At 45.1% G+C, this 21,551-nt stretch carries 17 protein-coding genes; 1 reads left to right on the forward strand and 16 read right to left on the reverse strand.

Annotated features, from left to right (window positions below; all coding sequences use genetic code 11):
- Positions 1-113: 113 nt before the first annotated feature.
- From IFU39_RS28820 to IFU39_RS28865, 10 genes are all read right to left on the reverse strand, one after another.
- Positions 114-1,211: a stalk domain-containing protein gene (locus tag IFU39_RS28820; protein ID WP_192136222.1), complete on the reverse strand. Its 1,098-nt coding sequence runs from the start codon at positions 1,209-1,211 to the stop codon at positions 114-116.
- Between the two features lie 386 nt (positions 1,212-1,597).
- Positions 1,598-2,350 (reverse strand): SIMPL domain-containing protein, encoded by a 753-nt coding sequence (locus IFU39_RS28825; RefSeq protein ID WP_127546328.1) that lies wholly within the window; start codon positions 2,348-2,350, stop codon positions 1,598-1,600.
- A gap of 156 nt (positions 2,351-2,506) precedes the next feature.
- Positions 2,507-2,776, reverse strand: a complete 270-nt coding sequence (locus IFU39_RS28830; RefSeq protein ID WP_017691248.1) for an HPr family phosphocarrier protein — start codon at positions 2,774-2,776, stop codon at positions 2,507-2,509.
- A 256-nt stretch (positions 2,777-3,032) separates the two neighbouring features.
- A complete protein-coding gene (gene whiA, locus IFU39_RS28835; protein ID WP_192136223.1) occupies positions 3,033-3,971 on the reverse strand; it encodes a DNA-binding protein WhiA in 939 nt (312 codons plus the stop codon).
- A 6-nt stretch (positions 3,972-3,977) separates the two neighbouring features.
- Positions 3,978-4,964, reverse strand: coding sequence for a gluconeogenesis factor YvcK family protein (locus IFU39_RS28840; RefSeq protein WP_017691250.1), 987 nt, complete (start codon positions 4,962-4,964; stop codon positions 3,978-3,980).
- 13 nt (positions 4,965-4,977) lie between these two features.
- The gene (gene rapZ / locus IFU39_RS28845) at positions 4,978-5,877 is read right to left on the reverse strand and encodes an RNase adapter RapZ (protein WP_017691251.1); all 900 of its coding nucleotides are present in this window, start codon (positions 5,875-5,877) and stop codon (positions 4,978-4,980) included.
- Between the two features lie 51 nt (positions 5,878-5,928).
- Positions 5,929-6,879 (reverse strand): ROK family glucokinase, encoded by a 951-nt coding sequence (locus tag IFU39_RS28850; RefSeq protein ID WP_091012026.1) that lies wholly within the window; start codon positions 6,877-6,879, stop codon positions 5,929-5,931.
- A gap of 446 nt (positions 6,880-7,325) precedes the next feature.
- The gene (locus IFU39_RS28855; RefSeq protein WP_192136244.1) at positions 7,326-8,357 is read right to left on the reverse strand and encodes an AI-2E family transporter; all 1,032 of its coding nucleotides are present in this window, start codon (positions 8,355-8,357) and stop codon (positions 7,326-7,328) included.
- 162 nt (positions 8,358-8,519) lie between these two features.
- Complete coding sequence (gene trxB, locus IFU39_RS28860) at positions 8,520-9,479, reverse strand: thioredoxin-disulfide reductase (RefSeq protein WP_091012024.1); 960 nt, start codon at positions 9,477-9,479, stop codon at positions 8,520-8,522.
- A 173-nt stretch (positions 9,480-9,652) separates the two neighbouring features.
- Complete coding sequence (locus IFU39_RS28865; protein ID WP_091012022.1) at positions 9,653-11,386, reverse strand: tetratricopeptide repeat protein; 1,734 nt, start codon at positions 11,384-11,386, stop codon at positions 9,653-9,655.
- Positions 11,387-11,597: 211 nt separating this feature from the next.
- Between IFU39_RS28865 and IFU39_RS28870 the strand changes: the two genes are divergently transcribed.
- Positions 11,598-12,050, forward strand: a complete 453-nt coding sequence (locus IFU39_RS28870) for a hypothetical protein (RefSeq protein ID WP_192136224.1) — start codon at positions 11,598-11,600, stop codon at positions 12,048-12,050.
- A 135-nt stretch (positions 12,051-12,185) separates the two neighbouring features.
- On the opposite strand, the gene IFU39_RS28875 is transcribed toward IFU39_RS28870, so the two are convergent.
- From IFU39_RS28875 to IFU39_RS28900, 6 genes are all read right to left on the reverse strand, one after another.
- Positions 12,186-13,937 (reverse strand): hypothetical protein, encoded by a 1,752-nt coding sequence (locus IFU39_RS28875; RefSeq protein WP_192136225.1) that lies wholly within the window; start codon positions 13,935-13,937, stop codon positions 12,186-12,188.
- Positions 13,938-14,192: 255 nt separating this feature from the next.
- A complete protein-coding gene (locus IFU39_RS28880) occupies positions 14,193-15,143 on the reverse strand; it encodes a sugar phosphate isomerase/epimerase family protein (protein ID WP_192136226.1) in 951 nt (316 codons plus the stop codon).
- A gap of 49 nt (positions 15,144-15,192) precedes the next feature.
- The gene (locus IFU39_RS28885; RefSeq protein WP_192136227.1) at positions 15,193-16,065 is read right to left on the reverse strand and encodes a carbohydrate ABC transporter permease; all 873 of its coding nucleotides are present in this window, start codon (positions 16,063-16,065) and stop codon (positions 15,193-15,195) included.
- A gap of 71 nt (positions 16,066-16,136) precedes the next feature.
- Positions 16,137-17,036, reverse strand: a complete 900-nt coding sequence (locus IFU39_RS28890; RefSeq protein WP_124118325.1) for an ABC transporter permease — start codon at positions 17,034-17,036, stop codon at positions 16,137-16,139.
- Positions 17,037-17,159: 123 nt separating this feature from the next.
- A complete protein-coding gene (locus tag IFU39_RS28895; protein WP_192136228.1) occupies positions 17,160-18,749 on the reverse strand; it encodes an extracellular solute-binding protein in 1,590 nt (529 codons plus the stop codon).
- A 449-nt stretch (positions 18,750-19,198) separates the two neighbouring features.
- Complete coding sequence (locus IFU39_RS28900; RefSeq protein ID WP_192136229.1) at positions 19,199-21,460, reverse strand: helix-turn-helix domain-containing protein; 2,262 nt, start codon at positions 21,458-21,460, stop codon at positions 19,199-19,201.
- Positions 21,461-21,551 lie beyond the last annotated feature (91 nt).

Raw genomic sequence — 21,551 nt, forward strand, 5'->3', positions numbered from 1 at the left:
CAACACCCCATTGTGTTGTCTATACGGGAATAAGCCCTCATCATAATCATGATGAGGGCTTATTTTTTCATTTTATAAGAAAGACAACTTAAGAGTGCATAATAATGATTTCTTTATTTGGTTCCAGATACATTACTGAAAGGTTCAGTTCCTTTAGGGAGAAGTTCTTTATACGTAAATGGCATTTCAGGGAATCCCTCTGCGTACGCCGTATACTCATACAACTGGAAGAACACGACCACACCCGTTGGTGTCACATAGAAATCCTGATCTTTATTCAACCCTTTATAACCTTCCAGGTATCCACCGCGAGCTTTCAGCTGTTCGCCGACTTTTTTACCCAACGTCTCACGCATAGTTTTGTTGTTTTGCAGCACATCATCTAACGTAAGCTCCTTGCCTGTGTCCAGTGCAAAGGTGTGGCCCGTACGGGTTGTCATACCATGAGCGCCAGCATAATCTTCGTATCGTTGTGTAATGAGTCCCAGCACGCCTTTTTCGTTGTACGTCACTACATAAGAGCTCTCAAATGCATATGGACGGTTGGCTGTTGCACCGCCGAATTCAGATGTCTGTTTCTTGAAGTCAGCTACAGAAGCATCCACTTCGTCTTTCAGCACTTTGTTGATTGCCGCTTCAGCTTCTTTGCTGGCAAGTCCACTCACTTGCGGATATTGAACATCGACTTCAGCATTTTTTACAGTGACATTAACTGTTGCCGCTTTAATTTTAACGTTATTTTGTTTCACCTTGCTGAGTGTCAACGTTTTGGTTTTGCCATCCCAATTCCCCTGTACACCCAGATAATCTCTCATTGCTGAGAATGGAATATATAATCGACCCTGAATCAATTTTGCTTCCACCTGAGGGTAATAACCGTTAATGTACACGTTTGGTTGTCCATCCATCAGGCTAACGGTCATCGCATTGTTGGCTGCTGTTACCGTATATGACTTGGTTTTCGCATCATATTTCAGCGTTCCACCCGCTACATCTTTTACTGCCGTAAGAGAGACCCATGTCGATCCACCTTGAAGAAGCCCTTTTTGAGTCAGTGTTTTTCCACCCGATTTCAGAGTTACCTCAGCCGGGGTTGTCACTTTAGAGGATACCGATGCTGCCTGAACCGAACTGTCCTGCCATACCGAACCACTACCTACAATAATTCCTGCTGCAAGCAACGCACTTGTCCATTTTTTCCATGATGTCATATATAAAACTCCTCTCTGAATTCACAATTAGGGATCATTGCGTATGTAATCCTGACCTAATCGCATATCTCATACGCTCACCTCTCTATTATAATTAACCCAATTTCGGAAAGGTTTACAGCTCGAGTTACAATGTTGATGAATATCAGACGCAAAATATAAGGGGATATGACCTTTTTGTCACGAACAACTATACAAAAAAGATACCAATAAACAGCATTTCACGTTGCTTCAAAAAGGTACACTTCTATCTAACTTCATCAAAGTTTGCTTTTCCAACAAAAAAAGACTCTGTCCACAGGACAAAGTCTTTGTCATTATTTCGTTGTACCCTTCAAATGACACTTGAAAAGGTTACTTGAGCTTACAGTCCTTAATTCGATCTTTTATTTCATTTCATACGTGATATTCAGGATTGTACTTACTTTAACCTGGCCTGTTTCAATCTCCGTACCACCTGCTGTATCTTGTGCTTTGGACATCAACGCCTCGCTTGCATAGAATACAGGCACATTAGCATCACCTTGGCTCACGGAAAGAACAGCACCAAGTTGACGTTTAACTGCTTTTGCAATGGCGCCAGCTTTCACATCTGCATTGGCAACAGCTTTCTCAATCACTTGTGATTCATAACTTTCCGGATTTTCTACAGTAAAGCGTACGTTCTCAATATTGTTGGCACCCGCCCCTGAAGCAGCATCGAGCAGCTCGCCAATCTTGTCCATCTGACGATACGTGACTGTCAGTGTATGATGCGCTGTGTATCCTTTGATTTGTTGTCCGTCTTTTTCGCTATACGTATAGTTGGGTTGTACAGAGAACTGACTGGTTTGAATGTCGTCTGCACTGATCTTCCACGTATTCTTCAGCAAGTTGGATACCTTTTGAACTTTGGCAGCATTCGCTTTTTGAGCAGATGCAGCTGTCTCTGCATTACTGTTCACACCAATGGACAGATAAGCAATATCAGGCTTCACCTGAATCTCACCTTTACCCACGACGTTAATCACATTCTGTTGTACCCCTTGAACCTCTGCAGCATAAGCATAGTTCCCTGGCGCAACCCATGCGGTTCCTCCTACAAGCAACGTACTTGCCACCAGCACTGCACCAAACGGTTTCATCCATTGTTTACCCATCACGATAGCCTCCTTATGTGTTAACATCTCAAACTTTATTCGATTTGATACCTTAACAGACGGGACAAATTCCATAATGTTGCACTTGACGATAGCATAAACGTGAAAAACGCAAAAAAGCCCCTTTCGGGACTTCTTCATTGGATTGATCATATCTTATTGGTTTTCGAGCTCTTCCTTGCTTACCAGACTAACTAAAGCGTTTACAGCCTGTTCGGCATCCGCGCCTTCTGCACTAATCTGGATTTCCGTACCTGTGCTAATTGCAAGGCTCATGATCCCCATGATACTTTTTGCATTAACTTTTTTGTCGTCCTTCTCGACGAACACTTCAGACGAGTACTTATTCGCTTCTTGAACGAACAGTGCCGCAGGTCTGGCATGGAGACCCGTTTTCAAACGGACAACTACCGGGTGCTTTGTCATGGAAACTTACCCCCTATTATGAAATCTGGACATTAAATACACAATTATATTTAAACAACATTATACCATTAACCCGTGCAGGACACTAGAAGAAAAAACTCAGGGTGCTTTGACGGACATTTTCTTGCCCTATTTCATCTTTTGCACAGCGCGTATCCAATGACCTAAGTAAGTCTTCTAGATCCATAACGGTTGACTTCTCCGACCTTTCTGTTCAGCAGAAACAGCCGACCTTGTTACTTTACCCTACTCCGTCTTAACCATAACGTTCCGTGCGTACTTTCTCAGCCAGCTCATCAATTTTACGAAGCCGATGGTTCACTCCCGACTTACTGACTGTACCTTTAAGGAGCTCGCCAACTTCCTTCAAGTTGATATCCGGATGAGCGAGTCGAACCTCTGCCACTTCGCGAAGTTTCTCAGGCAAAGATTCCAGACCAACTTCCTTTTGTAACAACCGGATATTATCGATTTGTCTTACGGCCGCTCCAATCGTTTTGTTCAGGTTGGCGGTCTCACAATTGACAATCCGGTTAACGGAGTTACGCATGTCTCGCATAATTCGTACATCTTCAAACTTGAACAAGGCCTGATGAGCACCAATGATGCTGAGCAGCTCAATGATTTTCTCGCCTTCCTTAATGTATAGGATGAATCCTTTTTTCCGTTCTATACACCGGGCATTCAGATGAAATTCATTGGCCAGGTCAACCAGTGCCTGACAGTGCTCTTCATACATAGACGCAATCTCCAGATGGTACGAGGAACCTTCCGGATTATTAACCGATCCACCGGCCAGAAATGCACCGCGAAGATAGGCCCGTTTACAACAGTTTTGCTGAAACAATTCCGTACTGATCCCTGGGGTAAAGAGAAAGCCCTCAGATACAATATGAAGATTATTGAGAATCTCCTGTACCATGGTTGGAATACGAACAATATATACATTGTTCTTTTTCAGCCGCATTTTTTTGCGGACCAGTAATTCCGTATGCACTTGAAAATGCTTTTTAAGCAGAGAGTATGCCCGTCTTGCAATCGCGGCATTCTCCGTCGAAATATCCAAGATCACTTTTTTATTCGATAACTGCACTGCACCAAGCATACGGATGAGGGCTGAAAGTTCCGCCTTTTCGCAGCACGGTTCGCTCTCGATCATAGTTAACTCTTTTTTGGTCTGTGCTGCAAACGACATGGGACTTCACCTCTTCCGTAACATCCAATTTTGTACCAGTTGGTAGATGTGATGACTTAACTTGTCGGCATCATGACGCAGATAGGTTTTGAACAGAACAAGGGTATCTGCAACCACCTGATAGCCGGCACTTTCGAGTACATTCATATCCAGTACAACCGGTTTTGCTCCTTTTTCCGCATACTTATTTTGCACTTGCAGCGGAATATCACCATTATTCACGATAACATAGTCGAAGAGCTGATGACCTATATGCTCGTGTACCGCCTTAAGGTGGTCACTTACCGTATAGTTATCTGTTTCTCCCGGCTGTGTCATCACATTACAGATAAACATCTTCACCGCATCAGCCTCTACCACAGCTTCTGCAAGCTTAGGTACGAGCAGATTGGGAAGGATGCTTGTATAGAGGCTGCCTGGCCCGATCAGAATGGCGTCAGCTTGACGAATGGCCTCTACTGCCTCTGGCAACGGCTCCACGTGATCCGGTTCAAGGAAAACACGTTTGATGCGTCCACCCGCCTCAGGGATTTTGGACTCACCTGTAATAATTGTCCCATCTTCCATCTCCGCATGCAACACAACGGCCTGCCCGGCTGCTGGCAATACCTCACCTCGAACGGCAAACACGCGGCTAAGCTCCCGCACTGCGGTCACAAAGTCGCCTGAAATATCCGTCATTGCAGCCAAAATCAAATTCCCCAAGCTGTGGCCTGCAAGCCCCGCGCCTGTATTGAAACGGTACTTCAACATATCTGAAAGCAATGGTTCTACATCAGCCAGTGCCGTAAGCACGTTGCGAATGTCGCCCGGAGGCGGCATCTGTAGCTCATTGCGCAGGATGCCTGAACTTCCACCGTCATCTGCAACCGTGACGATGGCCGTGATATCCAGCGGCTTCTCTTTCAAACCGCGCAGCATCACGGATAATCCGGTTCCGCCGCCCATTACAACTATTCTCGGACGTTCTCTTCGTGGTCCGGCCTCTTTCATCCCTTCACCCTCTTCAATGACGGTCCCGGTCAGCGTCGCGATGGCTTACGGTGACAGCTTCTGTCTCGCTGCTTCCCAACATCTTGCCCAAATATTCCGATATTGCTACCGAACGATGCTTGCCTCCGGTACAGCCGATTCCAATAATAACCTGGCTTTTGCCTTCCTTCCGGTATTGCGGAATCAGGAAATGCAGCATATCCAGCAGCTTGGTCAGAAACGCCTGTGTCTCTGGCCACTTCATAACATATTCGTACACATCACTATTCTGTCCCGTATTCGGTCGCAAATGATCAATATAATGCGGATTCGGTAAAAAACGTACATCAAACACCAGATCAGCATCAATCGGAATGCCATACTTGAATCCAAACGACGTAATATTCACCGACAGCATTTGGCTTTCCAGATGAGAAAAGCGGGATATGATGCGTTCTTTCAGTTGAGCAGGCTTCATCGTACTTGTATTCAGTACCTGAGTCGCAGAGTTTTTGAGTTCCTCCAACATCTTGCGTTCCAGTCGGATGCCGTCCAGCGGCATGCCCTCAGGAGCCAGTGGATGTCTGCGCCTGCTTTCTTTGTAACGCTGAACAAGTACAGAATCTGTAGCATCCAGGAATAAAATCTCGCAATGAATGGTAAAATGATCTTTAATATAGTTCAAAGACTCGGACAGAGCCGTAAAGAATTCACGCCCGCGCAGATCGATAACCAATGCAACCTTACCAATCTTGCCGTTTGACTGTTCAATTAGTTCCGCAAATTTTGGAATCAATACCGGTGGCAGATTATCCACACAGAAGAAACCCAGATCCTCCAGGCTTTGTACTGCAATGGTTTTACCTGCCCCCGACATGCCCGTAATGATAATGAGCGTGGCGCCTGTGCCTGGTGATCCTTCACCTTCAAGCATAAATGTCCCCTCCTTATCATATTGCTGTCTTCATATATCGTTACGAGGGTACTAGGAACGCAAGAGAAGACCTGCTGCACCCACAATACCTGCATTATTACCAAGTGTAGCTTCCAGAATCTGAACCCCATCTTGCAACGGTTCTGGCGTCAGCTTAGCAAACACAGTACGGATTTCATCAAACAAGAAATTGCCCGCTTTGGATACGCCGCCACCGATGATGAACATCTCCGGGTTAATGACAGCTGCTACAGTAGCCATGGACTTGCCCAGGTAAAAGGCCGCACGATTCACAATGCGCTGTGCCACTTCATCGCCTGCCTTCGCAGCATCAAATACTTCTTTGGCTGCAATCTTGTCGACGAGTGCCAGTGACGTATGATCACCACGTTCTACTGCATCCTTCGCCATACGTATAATTCCTGTTGCAGAAGATACTGTTTCTACACATCCCATTTTACCACAACCGCACTTTATGGCTTCCAGATCAGGTACAACACTGATATGACCCAGCTCTCCCGCCATACCGGAGAAACCCTGATAAATGTTACCATTCAAGATCAAGCCACCACCAACACCCGTACCGAGTGTATAACATACGCAGTTGTCTACGCCTTTGCCGGCACCTGCCCATACTTCACCCAGTGCAGCCACGTTTGCATCGTTATCTATTTTTATTGGCTTGCCCAGACGTTCTTCCAGAATCGAACGAATGGCTACATTCCGAAATCCGATGTTAGGGGCATGAACGATAATTCCCTCGCGTACATTCGTGAAACCGGCCACTCCAGCGCCTACACCCTCAAGCTGTTCCCAACTGTAAGGTGATTCGGATACGATATGTCGGACATACTTCTCGATGTTGGCGATGACCGTGTCTACGCCCTTATCCACTTCAGTCGGTCCTTCATACGTATGCATTAGCTGACCTTGTTCATCGCATATACCGACCTTAATTGCTGTTCCGCCGAGATCGACCCCAACGTAGATTTTCTCAGACATGCTGCAAGCCACCTTTATCTATCTAAAATAGTTTAAGTCCTACGTACCAACTATAATTGAAGGATACGCCTGGGTCAAGACGATAAGACCTCGGATACATCATGCTTTGCCAGGGTTGTGAACCACATCACATAGCATTTTTGAATACGTATACAATCTTATTACCTTCATTAATAAACGCACGCTTTATTCGTTCCTCCATAACAGAGGAAGCCTCAACTCATGATATTACATCTTCACTCGTTCCATTCATAAAAGATGGACTTCGCCCCCTCATATAGGGTGACTCGTCTTATGCACCCTGCCACCTGTCATTCTCATGCAGAAAGTTATCGAATGACGGTCTTGCCAACAGAAAAGTGCCTTCTACATATAGAAGGCACTTTTACTTTTATGAAAATTCTGAAGTTGTAGAATTGGGGTTAAACTCAGTTGATTTTTCTGCGTTATAACTTCGTTTCCACACGTACCGGCTCTTCTGTCTTCTCCAACTTGTTCACATCCAGAATATCGAGCAGGAAGACAAAGATCGGAATACCAATGATCAGTCCCCAGATCCCCAGGAAGTGTTGCGACAGAATTAGTACGATAAAGGTGTAGAACATTGGCAATTTGGTCTTGTGTGCCATCAGTTTTGGATTCAGGAAGTACGTCTCCAAAGCATGAATAACAATAATCATGATGATTACAATTATGCTTAATTTCAGTCCACCCATCTGATACCCGATCAGACAGAGCGGTACAAGTGAGATGATAACTCCCGCAACGGGAACCAGACTGAGCATGAACACCAGAATGGTCAGAGCGAACAAATACGGGAAACCCAGAATCCATAAGCCCAGTATCGTCAGCACTGTATTAAACACTGCAATAAGAAGCTGAGCCTCAATAACTTTACCAAAAGAAGACACGAACTTGTCTCCCAGATAAGCTACTTCATTGTAGAACCATCCAATTTTACTTGTTTTGAACTTGGACGTGAACTTGGATATCTCCTGCTTCTGCAACAAGAAGAACAGACTCAGAATGATAACGAGCAGAATAAACTCCAGCCATTTGCTCAAAGCGAAAATATATTTCAATGCATCATTGGTGTAATTTTTGATATCAAAGGATTGAAGATAACCCGCAATTTTGGATGCAAAATTATCACCGTCTGCACTATCCAGAAATTTCATAATCTCGTTCGTCAACTGAACGACCTGATCCACGATCCGTGGTGAATATCTGGAAATGCCAAGCACAATGACTGCGATCACAATCATATAGAGCAGGATGACCACAACTTTATAATTGATCGGAAACAATCGATTCAGACCACCTGTAATGAAATGCTGTAACCTGTTCATGACATATGTCACCAGGAACAACAGCAGAATCATGTGCAGCATACTCCCCATACTGAACAAAATTAAACAGAACAAGAGCAAGATCAAAAACCGTCTCACTGTCGCATTCTGTAACCAATCTTTTATCATTTCCCCCAAAATCTTCACCTCACAGCTAATATGCCCTATATGTATACGAACTCATGCCCACTGTAGTTTCAAAAAAAGAGAAGCCTTCCGGCTTCTCTCATTTCATGAGACTTCCCGTTGTCTCTTTTTCCTAACATATGCCTAACCTCAAGCATGTAATGCTTATTTATCCAACGTTTCGCTCCAATCATGAACAATGCTTCCTTCAAGGAACTTCTCACAATCCATCGCGGCCATACATCCTGATCCTGCAGCCGTAATAGCTTGACGATACTTCGTATCCTGAACATCACCACAGGCGAATACACCCGGAATATTGGTCTCCGTTGTTCCCGGTTTAACGACAACATAGCCATGTTCGTCCAGTGTGATCGCATTCCCAAGGAATCCGGTATTCGGTGTGTGACCAATGGCAACGAATACGCCATCTGCTTCGAGCAACTCTTCCTGCCCTGTCTCGTTGTTGCGCACCTTCAGTCCTTTGACACCTAAAGCTTCTGGTACGACCTCTAGTGGAGTACGGTTCAGCGCCCACTTCACCTTTTCATTGCTGCGAGCCCGATCCTGCATAATCTTGGATGCACGCAATTCATCCCGGCGGTGAACCAATGTCACGTCTGTTGCAAAACGAGTCAGGAAACTCGCCTCCTCCATAGCGGAGTCTCCGCCGCCCACGACCACAATTTTTTTGCCTCGGAAGAAGAAGCCGTCACATGTCGCACATGTACTTACACCACGTCCCACATTTTCCTGCTCACCCGGAATACCGAGATAACGAGCGGAAGCACCTGTGGAGATAATGATCGATTCAGCTTCCAGTTCACCAATTCCTCCAACTTTGACCTTGAAGGGCGGTTTGCTGAAATCAACCTCTTCTACCCAACCGTTTTTGAATTCTGCTCCAAAACGTTCAGCTTGCTTACGCATGTTGTCCATCAGTTCCGGCCCCATGATACCTTGCGGGAAACCGGGGAAATTCTCAACTTCCGTTGTCGTCGTCAATTGACCACCCGGCTGAAGACCTTCGATAACCAGTGGTTTCAGATTAGCACGAGCCAGATATATCGCTGCTGTCAGACCCGCAGGTCCCGTTCCGATCACAATCGTTCTGTATTTAGACATATAGATACAGCCTCCTTAATTAAGGTGAGAATGTGTTGTACTAGCGATGAACTTGCCAAGATGATATCCTACAGGCGTTTACGAGGCCCATTCGTTAAGTTTACCCGTTTTCCCGGTTGTTGTATCCTTCACCTGATGATGTCTTTCTGAAAACGAGTTAAAGCGAACTTTATCTATACAAGTGGTGGCTTGCTGTTACATACCGAATGAATCTGTTTAGCATACTTGCTAACCGTTGATGCCGATATCCCATACCGCTCAGCAATGCTTTGATAGGTAACGGGCCGACTGTGATTCTTCGCTGCCAAATATTCAAGTCCTGCAGCCCAACCCTCAATCTGCTTCGTACCTGGAACCTCCGGATGTACCCGGGATACATAATCCGTCCAGAGCCGTTCCATCTCTTGCTGCAACTCAGCCTTTGCTTCAGACATCTGTAACGCACGATCAACAACAGCCTGCCAATGGGAGGTTGAACCAGTGTCCGATTGCTCTGATGTGGATGGAACCTTCCCAATAGACTTCAAGGCTACAGGAGAAAAGGGTCGAACCACCTGAGAATTTCGATCCTCATGTTCAGCCGATTTCAATCCGTTCAGCACACCTTGTGCTGCCTCAAGCAGATCCTGTTCTTCTCCAGTCTCTTCAATAAAGGATTGCAGAGCCTGCTGCACCTCATAATCGCCGATCATTCCAAGCGCATGAATAACCTGCAGCTTCGTTGCCCGATCACCATGACGCAAAGCCCAGAAGAACGATGAACGAATCAGTGGATCATTCTTCATTTCTTCAGGTATGCCGCTACCATAGTTCTCCCACTGTCTGAACTGCTCATCAAATGGCAGATGATAGTGATAACTCAGCTTCTCAGGCTCTTGCTCGCCTTGCCGTACAGCCTCAAGACCTGACAGATAGTATCGAGATACTTCCGAACCCGGATCAAGCTTGGACACATGATGCCATAAACGCTCAGCGGCGTCATAACGCTCTGTATTATAAGCTGCTACTGCTGCATAGTGAGCAAGTGCCGGATCACCAGCCGTCTCTTCATCCTTGAGCAAACGCCGGAAATGAACATAGGCCGTATCGTGCTGACCCAGAATTCCCATCGTTGTAGCCAGTTTGTAGACTTGTTCGTGCTGGAATGGCACGATGACACGCAATTTTTTGATCAAAAGCAGAACTTGATCAGCCCGGTTCTCATTTTGATGGAAAATGGCCAAATTACAGAGTGCATGCAGATTACCTGGTTCCTGTTCAAGCACTTCAGCAATGGTCTCTTTTGCTTTGGGAAACAGCCCCATATAATAATAGGCGAGTGCCAGATTGTTACGGGCAGCCAAGTAATCAGGATAATCAGAAGACATGCCTTCGAGCAATTCAGCAGCCTGTGCAAATTTTCCTTCTTCCAGCAGTTCCCGTGCCTGATCGTGCTCCACTACACCTTTGCGTGATTTGATTCGATTCAGTTTGGTCGGACGATCCAGCTCATAGTACAGAAGCTCCATCATCTCTTCGGCTTCCGTCATGAACTGACCTTGGGTGTCCTCCTCCAGATAGGTAACAAGTGCTTGCTCGGCTTCCTCAAACCGATCCATATTTGCATAATTGTTCGCCATATAGAAATAACATTCCGTCATCGACGGATCTACCACTTCCAGCACGTTAGCCAGAATGGCATTGGAGGCTTCGTAATCCCCCTTCTCCGATAATATACCCGCCATATTACAATGATTTACCGGATTTTCCGGTTCGTATTCAACAGCTTTGCGAAAATATTTTAATGCCTTGTCGACATGATTTCGGTCCAGCGAGCGGACAGCTCTTTCAAAGAAGAAAGAAGCATCCAAGTGAATCGGTATAATATTGGCAAGGTGTCCCTCAGCCCGCACTAGCTTGCCCTTCATCTTCCAAGGCACCTCCTCTTTGCATTTCATTCATACTCTTCAGTATACCACATCTTAAGGCCCACTTCTCAATATGTAGTTTCATGTCGTTTATGAAAAAAATGCAAAAGAAGATGATATTCCATTTTGCGGAAACCTATCACCTTGGAGCGTTGTTTATTCTATGAGAACCCGTCCTAGCACATCATTATTATTTTAAGGAGTTGTTATATTGGTAATCTTAAAAATAAAACCACTTGTATTCATCTTGATATGCTTGTTTGCTCTGAATGGATGTTCCAAAGATATAGAAAACAAAGAAAATAAATTCACATTAGATGATGCGCTGAAAGTGCTCGAGTCTCAAAACTTGAATTTAGTGTCCTTTGGTATAACCGGGTATCCTTTGAAATTAAATGATGTTATACCTGAACTGTACTCAATTGAAGCGTCAGGGAAAGAAGATCCGTATAACCCTGAATTTATACATTTTTATATTTTCAATTCTGATAAGGATCGCGTTAATGGGACCAAAGAATTCAATAAGCACATGGAAAATGCCCATTTCACAACGTTCCCTTTTATATATGAGAAAGGAAATGTACTTATCGTCTACTGGAGCAATACCAAAGATAATCCTCTGTTCACCAAACCAATCGAAACGGCGTTAGAGCAACTGGAATGATAATAGTTCATATATTACTGGACTGAGTTCAACAGTGGGGATATCATTTTAGAACATTTATTGCATTCATTCTTAAATGAAAAAGACCGAGCCCAAGGGTTCGGTCTTTTAACGGTCATGGCTTAAAGAATTGATTTAGTTCTTCAACGCCATCGAAGGCGAAAGTGAGATATGAATGGTTTTATCAAACGGCGTCATGAAATTGACCAGCACAACCTTGCATTTGTCCGGCAGTTTTGCCTCACGAACCGTTGCCGCCAGATGTCCGAGTTCGCCCCCGGTAATCTCCAGCCAGTCTTCTCCGCAGGTATAACGTAAGATACCGCCTTTCCACAAGAAGTGACCCTCACTCGTTTCAATCGCATCCTCACAGGTAAGCTCACCTTCACTTCCAAACACAAAGGACAATTGCATCATCGTATCATCCGGTTCATTCCCAGTGAGATGCATCTTCCAGCCATTTTCCGTATGCAGCACTTCTGCCCCTACACGGAGTGTCTGCTCATGAGTAAGTTGACGACTCTGATGGGGTAACAAGTACCACGGACTTATGGCTGATGCAGCAGATTCCGGCAAAAGTTCTGTAGGAATCGGACCGTAGTATCCTTTCTTCTGTTCACCCGTCAGTTGATATCCCTCGGGCAGCTTGGTCATATTTTGCATGGGTATATACCCCGGATTAAAATAAGAAGCCAATTGCACAGCAAGCAGACGCACCTGACCATGTCGGAGTGCAAAGAAAGGCGGCACTTCTGTCATTACGGTTACGCTTGTCTCACCATTACGGATTCGGGCCACAGGAGCACCAAAGTCCGTGTGCATCCGACTGTGAGAGATTCGTCCATGATGTCCAGTCGAATCCATCTGCCCCAGATACTGCTCGCGTGCAAAGTGTTCATTCAGTATCATCTCGTAATTTTCCGGGAGCGACTCCTTCGTACCACTGGTTTGTTGAAGATCAGGTTCCAGCAACAATCTAACGAGAGCGTTGACCGAGCATACGCCCGGATCCGTTAATGTGCTATCTGCCCATGTTGCCATGCCCGCAAAAATGGAGTCACCATCCATCTTCGCCAAGATCGCATATGGGAGATAGTACGACGACAAATCATGGATACTCCCCAGATCCTGCCGACCAGAATAATCTGTTACAATCTCACCCGTGGGATGCACCAGATACACCATCATACGTAGATTTAGACGCACCGGCTCCAGCAACTCTGGACGATTGAGCAGACGAGCCGCATGAATGAGCATAATGTCGCTTACCGCATTATAGATTCCGTTGCTTCGTTCGGTCCACTCCCCATCGGGTGTAATGTCCATGCCCTCCGCCAGCCACTGCTCTGCGCGCTGCACAGCTTCCTCCACACCAAAAATTTCATGCAAGAAACCGAGCGCCGCGCATAACACCCAGCGATGATTAGGCGTATGACAACCTCCTGTGAGCATGGTTGGGATTGTCCGTTCCAGAAATAGCTTCATATTGTTCAATACAGGTTGTAATGGCTCCCATTGTTGCTGCAGAAGAAGCTGATACAGCTGTGAGTACCCCACAACAACAAATGCAGTATCGGGAGGGGAATGGTAATTAGTCCAGCCTGGCGATATTGAACCGTCTTCATGCTGGAAGCGAAGTACATATTCCGTAGCTAACAGCAGTCGATTTAACAACGCCTCATCCCGGTAATAGATGGAGTCGGGATTGGAGATCGCTGCGCCCCAGTAACACATATCCGTGGGCGTTCCAGTCGTATGGTTAACCCAGGCAACACCTGTATAGGGATCGATGGTCCCTCCATAGTAACGGCTTTCCGGGTCAAGCATCTGCCGGGATATGCCTCGTTCTACCGCTCTGTCATTACTGTCCACCAGTTGTTTGTACATGTGCAGTCCCCTCCATACCAATGCATTCTCCCGATGTGCGGAGTATGTTGCTTCAGCCCTTCAATTCAGAACGGAAGCTTACTCATACCGCCCGTAGGTGAGTTCATTTTTTTCGTCAGTATATACCATATTTCTACATAAGTCGCTAGAAAATCTGCGCTTGTTTTACTACATTATTTATGGGTCACTGTCACTGAGAAAACAGTCGTTAAACACATGCTGTGAACATGCAAACTGTTTTCCACATCACTGCGCCTACTCTGTCACTCCAAGCTTCTTCATAAGCAAGTCATGACTCTCATGGATCTCTTCTGCCTTACAGGCAGACTTCAACTCATATACCTTCACCTGTGCGCGGCGAATCATCGGCAGATAGGCATCATAGAAGTCCATATCCTTACTGTGTACATACGGGCACCAGTGGTCAGAGAGACCACGTGTCTCATGGATATGGACCCCTACGATATCATCCATCAGGCCTTGCATTTCTCCCACACTGTCATAAAGGCCCATTCGGTCCATCATGATGGCATGACCTGTATCGTACCAGATACCAACCGGAGCTCCTTTGAGAGCTGTGATGATAGTCTTGGCTTCGGCAAGGGTAGGAATCTGTTGTGGTCTCGATCTTGTCTCGATGCCAAAACGAACATCCAGACCTTTAGCTGCCGCCCGATTGCATACCTCATCCAGACTGGCGATAATTTTCTCCACATACCCTGAACTGAGGGCTTCCCGCCGCTCCATCAATTCAGCCCATTTGCTGCGATACTTCGGTGAGTCCGGACCTTCCTCGTTATAGATCTTTCCAAGGTCTTTGCTGATATCTTCAGGAAAAGGCACCTCTCCGGGGTGCACAACAACAGCTTCTCCCCCATAACGCTGGGCATATTCAGCCGACTCTACCAATAATTCGATCGCCCGTTTGCGTTTCACTTCATCTTCGAAGCCGAGCAGGATGGAATCCGTTCCATAATCGGGATCAGGGTCATGAGGGAATGTATTGTGCACACTGGACACCCTGATCTCCCCGCGCTCGATCATCGGCTCAATCGTTTTGAGCATTTCTTTCGTTACATTGTAATTTAGCTCCACCCGACGAAAGCCTAGATCCGCAATCTCCCGAATCATAGCTTCCCCGACATCATGTTTCCTGATGTTCCAACATGTCGAGAACGAATATGTCCCCTTATCTATGTGCTGCATCTGTTTTCCTTCTCCTTCCCATTGGCTGGAGCTTAACCGGTTATTTATATCAACCTTTTACTGCGCCAAGCATGGCACCGCTGACAAAATACTTTTGCAGCCACGGATAGACCAGCAGAATGGGTACAGTTGCGAATACAACTGTGGCTGCCTTGAGACTTTCCGGAGTCAGTGGTGTACGGTTAGCACCTTCCATCAATGTAAGCTCACTCACCATGTTGTTTTGAACCATTTGGAAGAGCTTCAGTTGTAGTGGATACAACTTGGGATCATTAATATACAACAGTGAATCCTGGAATCCATTCCAGCGACCAACCGCATAGAATAGAGCTAATGTAGCCAGTACTGGCATGGATAATGGCAGTATGATTTTGAATAGCGTGTGTACATGTGAACTACCGTCAATTTCTGCTGATTCTTCCAGACTTTCAGGAATGCCTCTGAAAAATGAGATCAGGATAATCAGGTTAAAAGGACTGACCAGTCCAGGCAGAATCAGTGCCCACACTGAATTAAGCATATTGAGATCACGAATGAGCAAATACTCGGGAATCATCCCGCCACTGAAGAACATCGTAATGATGATGACATACATGAAGAGCTTGCGCCCTTTCAATTTTTTCTTGGTTAACGGATATGCAGCAGCCAGCGTGAATAACATGCACAACACTGTGGTTGCCACTGTCAGAATAGTCGTAAAGCCCAGTGAATATAGCATGGATTGATCAGAGAATACTTGAATATACGAATCCCAGTTAAATTCTTTAGGAAAGATGGTCACTTCTCCCGAAGTAATAGCCCGGTTAGAACTTAGAGATATCGCAATGGTGTGCAAAAATGGAGCCAGACAGAATATAACAAACAAACTGATAAAGGAGATATTAACGATATCAAAAATCCGATTTGAGGTGCGTTCACTCATATGCGCACAGCTCCTTTACTGATGGTCTATACATACAAGCCGATTGGCGTATCTTTCATGCCTTTGATAACTTATAAAATCCCTTCGCCGGTTGCCTTTTTGGAAATATAGTTTGAACCAAGTACAAAGATTAGCCCTACAACAGCCTGGAATAGTCCTACGACAGTTGCCAGCGTGTATTGTCCTGATTCAAGGCCGACCCTGTATACAAAAGTACTAAGTACATCTGAATATTCACGTACGGCTGTGTTACCGATAATATAAGGCCGATCAAAACCGATGCTGACCATATGTCCGAGATTAAGAATAAGCAAGGTCACAATGGTTGGTTTAATACTTGGCAATGTTATATGCCAGATTCTCTTCAGTCTTGAAGCTCCGTCAATCTCAGCAGCCTCAAACAATTCTTTGTTCACCCCGGTTAATGCAGCCAGATATAGAATGGTTCCCCATCCCGCACTCTGCCAGACACCTGTGAACAAATACGTCACAAGCCATGGGTTTTTCTCAGTCAAAAATGGTATTGAATTTAAGCCCATACTTTCCAACACACCGTTAACCATACCGGATTGATTGCCAAACAATTGGTATACAATTCCCCCGATGATAACCCAGGAGATAAAGTGAGGAATGTACAGAATCGTTTGCGATATTTTTTTGAACCATTTGAATCGAACTTCATAGAGCATGATGGCCAATAAAATTGGAGCAGGGAACGAAACAAGCAGGTCGAGGAAATTTAGCATGAAGGTGTTTCGCAATGTGGTGTAGAAGTCCCTCATTCCAAATACTTCACGGAAAGCATCGAAACCGATCCACTCACTCCCGTTGATGCCCTGAAACAAGTTGAAATCCTTAAAAGCGATCTGAACCCCGTACATTGGGCCGTAACGAAAGATCAAGAAGTAGATCAGAGGCAGTGAGATGAGCGCATATAATTGCCAATACCTTTTCAAGTATGTGATGGTCAAGTCGGTTTCCTCCTATCAACAGAGAAACGGCTGTGCCGCCATACTGGCGGCACACGTTCCTTCCAAAGTTATGCGGTAAATTACATATTGATTTAGTAATCACAAGATGAATCTGTTTAACGCTTACTGAAGTGCTGCTTCAAGTTCTTTCTTCAGTTCTGTTCCACCCAGTGACATGAAATCATTCATTTCTTTTTCATATACAGCTTCGAAGTCTGCCGGTTTAGCCATCGCAGTTTTCACAATAAGCACTTTCAACTTATCATTTAGCGCTGTACCATATTTAGATTCTGCTTCAATTGGTTTGCTGAAGATAACCGGGCCAATCGTATCCGTATTAGCGATATCAATGGACTGTCTCATCAGCTCTTGGTTACGTTCTGGGAAGCCTGCAATCCATGCGGCTTCATTGGCTGCCTGATCTCCAACAACTTTACCGTTGGCAATAATGGCCATGTCACCACCGTTGTAGATACGATCTTTGACATCCTGTGGTGCATCATCTTTAACAACTGGAACACCATCAACCATATCGTAATTTTCACCTTCGACACCGGTGTTTATCTCTAGCAAGTTCGTTCCAGAAGCCATCCAGTCTAGGTATTTCACTGCTTCAACCGAACGTTTGCTGCTTTTTGGAATCATGATGTACATACCGTTGCTACCATAGCGTGATTTGATGTGTTTATTGTCCACATTCGAGTTGGTGTAAGCGTCAACTGCTACAACTTTGCTATCCGGTACATTTTTGTACAAATTATCAAGCATACCATCTGCATACAGAATCTGACCTACGTCCTCAGACATGTAGCCGATATTACCGTTCTGGAAGTCTTTGACCAATTGCGTTTTTTCTTCATCAAGACTGAAGTCTTTGCTGATCAGACCTTCATTGTAAAGCTTGTTAAGGAACTGCATCGCATCTTTGAAGCCATCATGCAATGGTAGCTCGTAACGCTGACTGTACGTAAGTCCGTCTTGTACGGGTTTAATAAATGAGTAAATCAATGTCTCGTACTGGGCTGGGGCAAGTGCCATACCCATTGGGATGTTTTTGCTGCCCAGATTACCCGGATCTTTCTCTTTAAATGCTTTCAGCGTTTCGTAAAGCTCATCCGTTGTCGTTGGAGCCTTCATTCCAACTTTGTCGAGCCAATCCTGGCGGATATAAGAATTGTAGCGGGAAGTAATGGCACGCTTACCCGGAATAGCGAATTGCTGACCTTCAAGCTGACCAAATTTCAACAGGTCTTCGCCGAGATATTCTTTTAAGTTAGGTGCATGTTCATTAAGAAGTTCACCTACTTCAGTTAGACCACCTTGCTGAGCATAACGGTAGAACACACTGGAGTCGTATACAAACACAATATCTGGAACGTCGCTGGGGCTGGCCATCAACACGTTGAGCTTGGTTGTTTCTTCTGAACGTTGAACAGGTACGAATTGCACATCAATGTTATTCGGATCGCCGAATTTCTCTTGAACAAATTTAGTTAAGTAGTTGTTAGTGATCGTATGTGGAGAAGGACTGTTACCACGATCGAAAACCTCTACTTTCAAAGTAACACGCTCACCATTAGATGTTGCCCCGCCTTCTGCTGATTCTTTTTCTGATGCAGACGAGCACCCCGCAAGTAAGGACACCCCCATTACCATCGTAAGTGCCAGACCCATCCATTTCTTCTTACTCCCCTTGGTTGCTTTTCCAATCATTTTGTCATCCCCTTTTACTTTGCGTGAATGTTTAAGGCTTGCTCCGAGTATTCCACATCTTCCCGAACTCTAGCAATAAACCAGTTTCGGAAGCGCTTACAAACGGAATTTAGTTTATGTGCTAAGCCCATTTTCGCAGACTGATTATTTTCCCAAAGCTGCACTGCACTAGGCTAAGATGGCTCTCAACGTCTCACGACTCGGAACTGCCTGCCCCAATTCGGATAAACCATTTTCACACACTGCCTATATTCGTAAACGGAGAAAAAACAGGAATATACGCTTGTTATCCTGCGAAAACAGTTGCACACGATCTCGGGCAGCAGAGAACTGTTCAACGAAAACAGGGCGAACCTCTGCAAGCCTGCTCTCCTAAGTGGAAAGTGACTGCATGAAATTCACCCTATGTTATCCTGATGTACAGATCTCAGAATATGATCACTTTTGCGTTACTCTTCGGGTTCTCGATGTTCTCGTTTCAAACGACGATAATCTCCTGGTGTAATACCCGTTACCCGCTTAAATACACGTCCCAACGTAATTCCATTTGCATACCCAACCTTCAGGGCAATATCCTGCAAAGAGTAATCGGTATTGAGCAGAAGCTGCTCCGTCTCCTTCATGCGAAGCTCTGTAACAAAATCAACAAACTTCATGTTGAATTCGGTCTTGAACAAATAACTCGCATGTTTGCCCGTAATCTGGAATCGATCGCTCAGATGTTTCAATGAAAGATCAGGATTTGCAAACTGTTCTTCGATATAATTTTTCATTTCGTTGACCATGGCTTTGTAGCTCTTGGTTTCCGTTACCGCTACATACGTTCTGAACAAGTCCGTCAGACCATCAAACAAAAGACTTTTCACATCCGTAAGCGTCTCTGCCTCTTCCACAGCACTCAACCATCTGTTGATGTTTTCTTCGGACAGCTCTTCCTGGAGTCCTTCCGACATCATGGCCACCTCTCGGCTGAGCATCTGTAACATGGCCTGAATCAGAGAACGAATCTCATCATCCGGCAGTTTGTTCTGTTCAAACGCTGTAAAGATCTCCTCCAACTGTTCCCGCCACTGTCCACTCGACATCCGGAATCGCTTAACAAAGTCCGCAATCATCTGCAGATAGGTATAGGTATCCAGCAAAGGATGCTGTGGTTCACCGCAATCGGCTTGTCCGACATCTCCATTCATCAAAAGTTTGCGTTGCATTACCGCTTCTGCGGCCGCATAGGAATCTCGTATTGCACCGATTCCCTGAGCAATAGGTCCAATGCCAAAGCTTAAAGAAATGCGTAGATTTTGTTCTACCCAAGATTTGCATTCCTCAGCTACAACACGAATCTGCCCAGACATATCCAAGTTGTTATCATTCTGTTCTTTGAACACAAAAAGGATTGCAATTCGATCCACACTAATCCATTCCGTCCAGCATTGGACTCCCGTATTACGTGACAGCTCTTGCAAAACGTTCATCAAGGCAAACTTCAGCGTATTTTGTTCACCTCTCGTGTACCTCTCCTGAAACCCCTTCTCATAACGGTTAATCTCTCCAACAACAACGACAAAACGCGACGAGTCATACACGTCATTCAGTGGAGAGAGCTCTTTTAATTGTTCTGCTACATTTTCCATGTGTTCACCATGCAACAGGGCATTGAACAACTTGCTGCGCTGCATGAGTACATTTTCCCTGCTTTTCTTGTCATAATCCATCATATGATTAATCAGATTCTCAAGCACACCATCAATCATCTTCATCTCATCCGTGCGAGCACCTGAGTGTTCAAACGCCCGAATCTGATGAGACTCAATCCGGTTCATGATGATCTGAATGGGTTTATAGTTACGGCGAGTAATATACACGATATATACAATCGCACAGATGACAGTCACAATAGCAATGATTACCCATACATAAGATATGACAGATACCCAGCCAAATAAATTGCCGGCCTTAATTCCACTGGATATTGTCCATCCCAGTCTTTCTAGTGGTAACATATTCAGTTCCTGACCGTCTATCGATCCCTCTTGGTCCGAGTGTGCATTGTACACAACCTTACCGTCCCGATCCGTAATCGTCAGGAATGAGAGCTGACCATTAACCATACTATCTACGCTCTGTTCAATGCTGCTCATCTTGATATTAATGACCAATGTGCCCTGAGAGCCAAAAGGCAAAGGCATTTCCTTGTTCACGGTTAATACGCGAGTCGGGGTACGTTGAACAGAATCCGCATCGAATTCCCGGACTGGCTGCCAGCCTGAACCGATAGACCCGGTAGCCATCTGATCAATCCATGCCTGATCCGAGTAACCTTCCGCTTCTCTGGAACCACTTACGGTAAGAACATGTTTATTTCGCTTGTCATATAAATAGATGGATTGGATCCATGAGGACGAATTGGTTAACTCACGTAAATTCTGCGCAATTGCATATACCGTGTCCGAGCTGGTCAGATTTGTGTTATTAAAATAGAGTTTGTATGCCTGCTGACTCTGTACCGTTTCCAGGATGGATAGTTCAATATCCCTGATTGTGCGATCCACCGTGTCTATCATATAACTAGAGGAGATCCGGTCTGCTTTTTTAGTTTCCTCTTTAGAGATGTCATTGATGAAAACAAACGCGATGAAAATGAGTATGGTCACCGTAAGAAAAAAAATAGGGAAATACGAGAACAATAACCGGTAGTACCAATTACGAGACAATAGACCCCACTCCTCACTCCACGATGCCAATGTTCTCAGCCGTGGTTCTACTGTTCAGCATCCAACTCAACTTAGGGGCTGAATACTATAT

The sequence above is a fragment of the Paenibacillus sp. CFBP 13594 genome (assembly GCF_014842675.1).
Lineage (GTDB): Bacteria > Bacillota > Bacilli > Paenibacillales > Paenibacillaceae > Paenibacillus > Paenibacillus amylolyticus_B.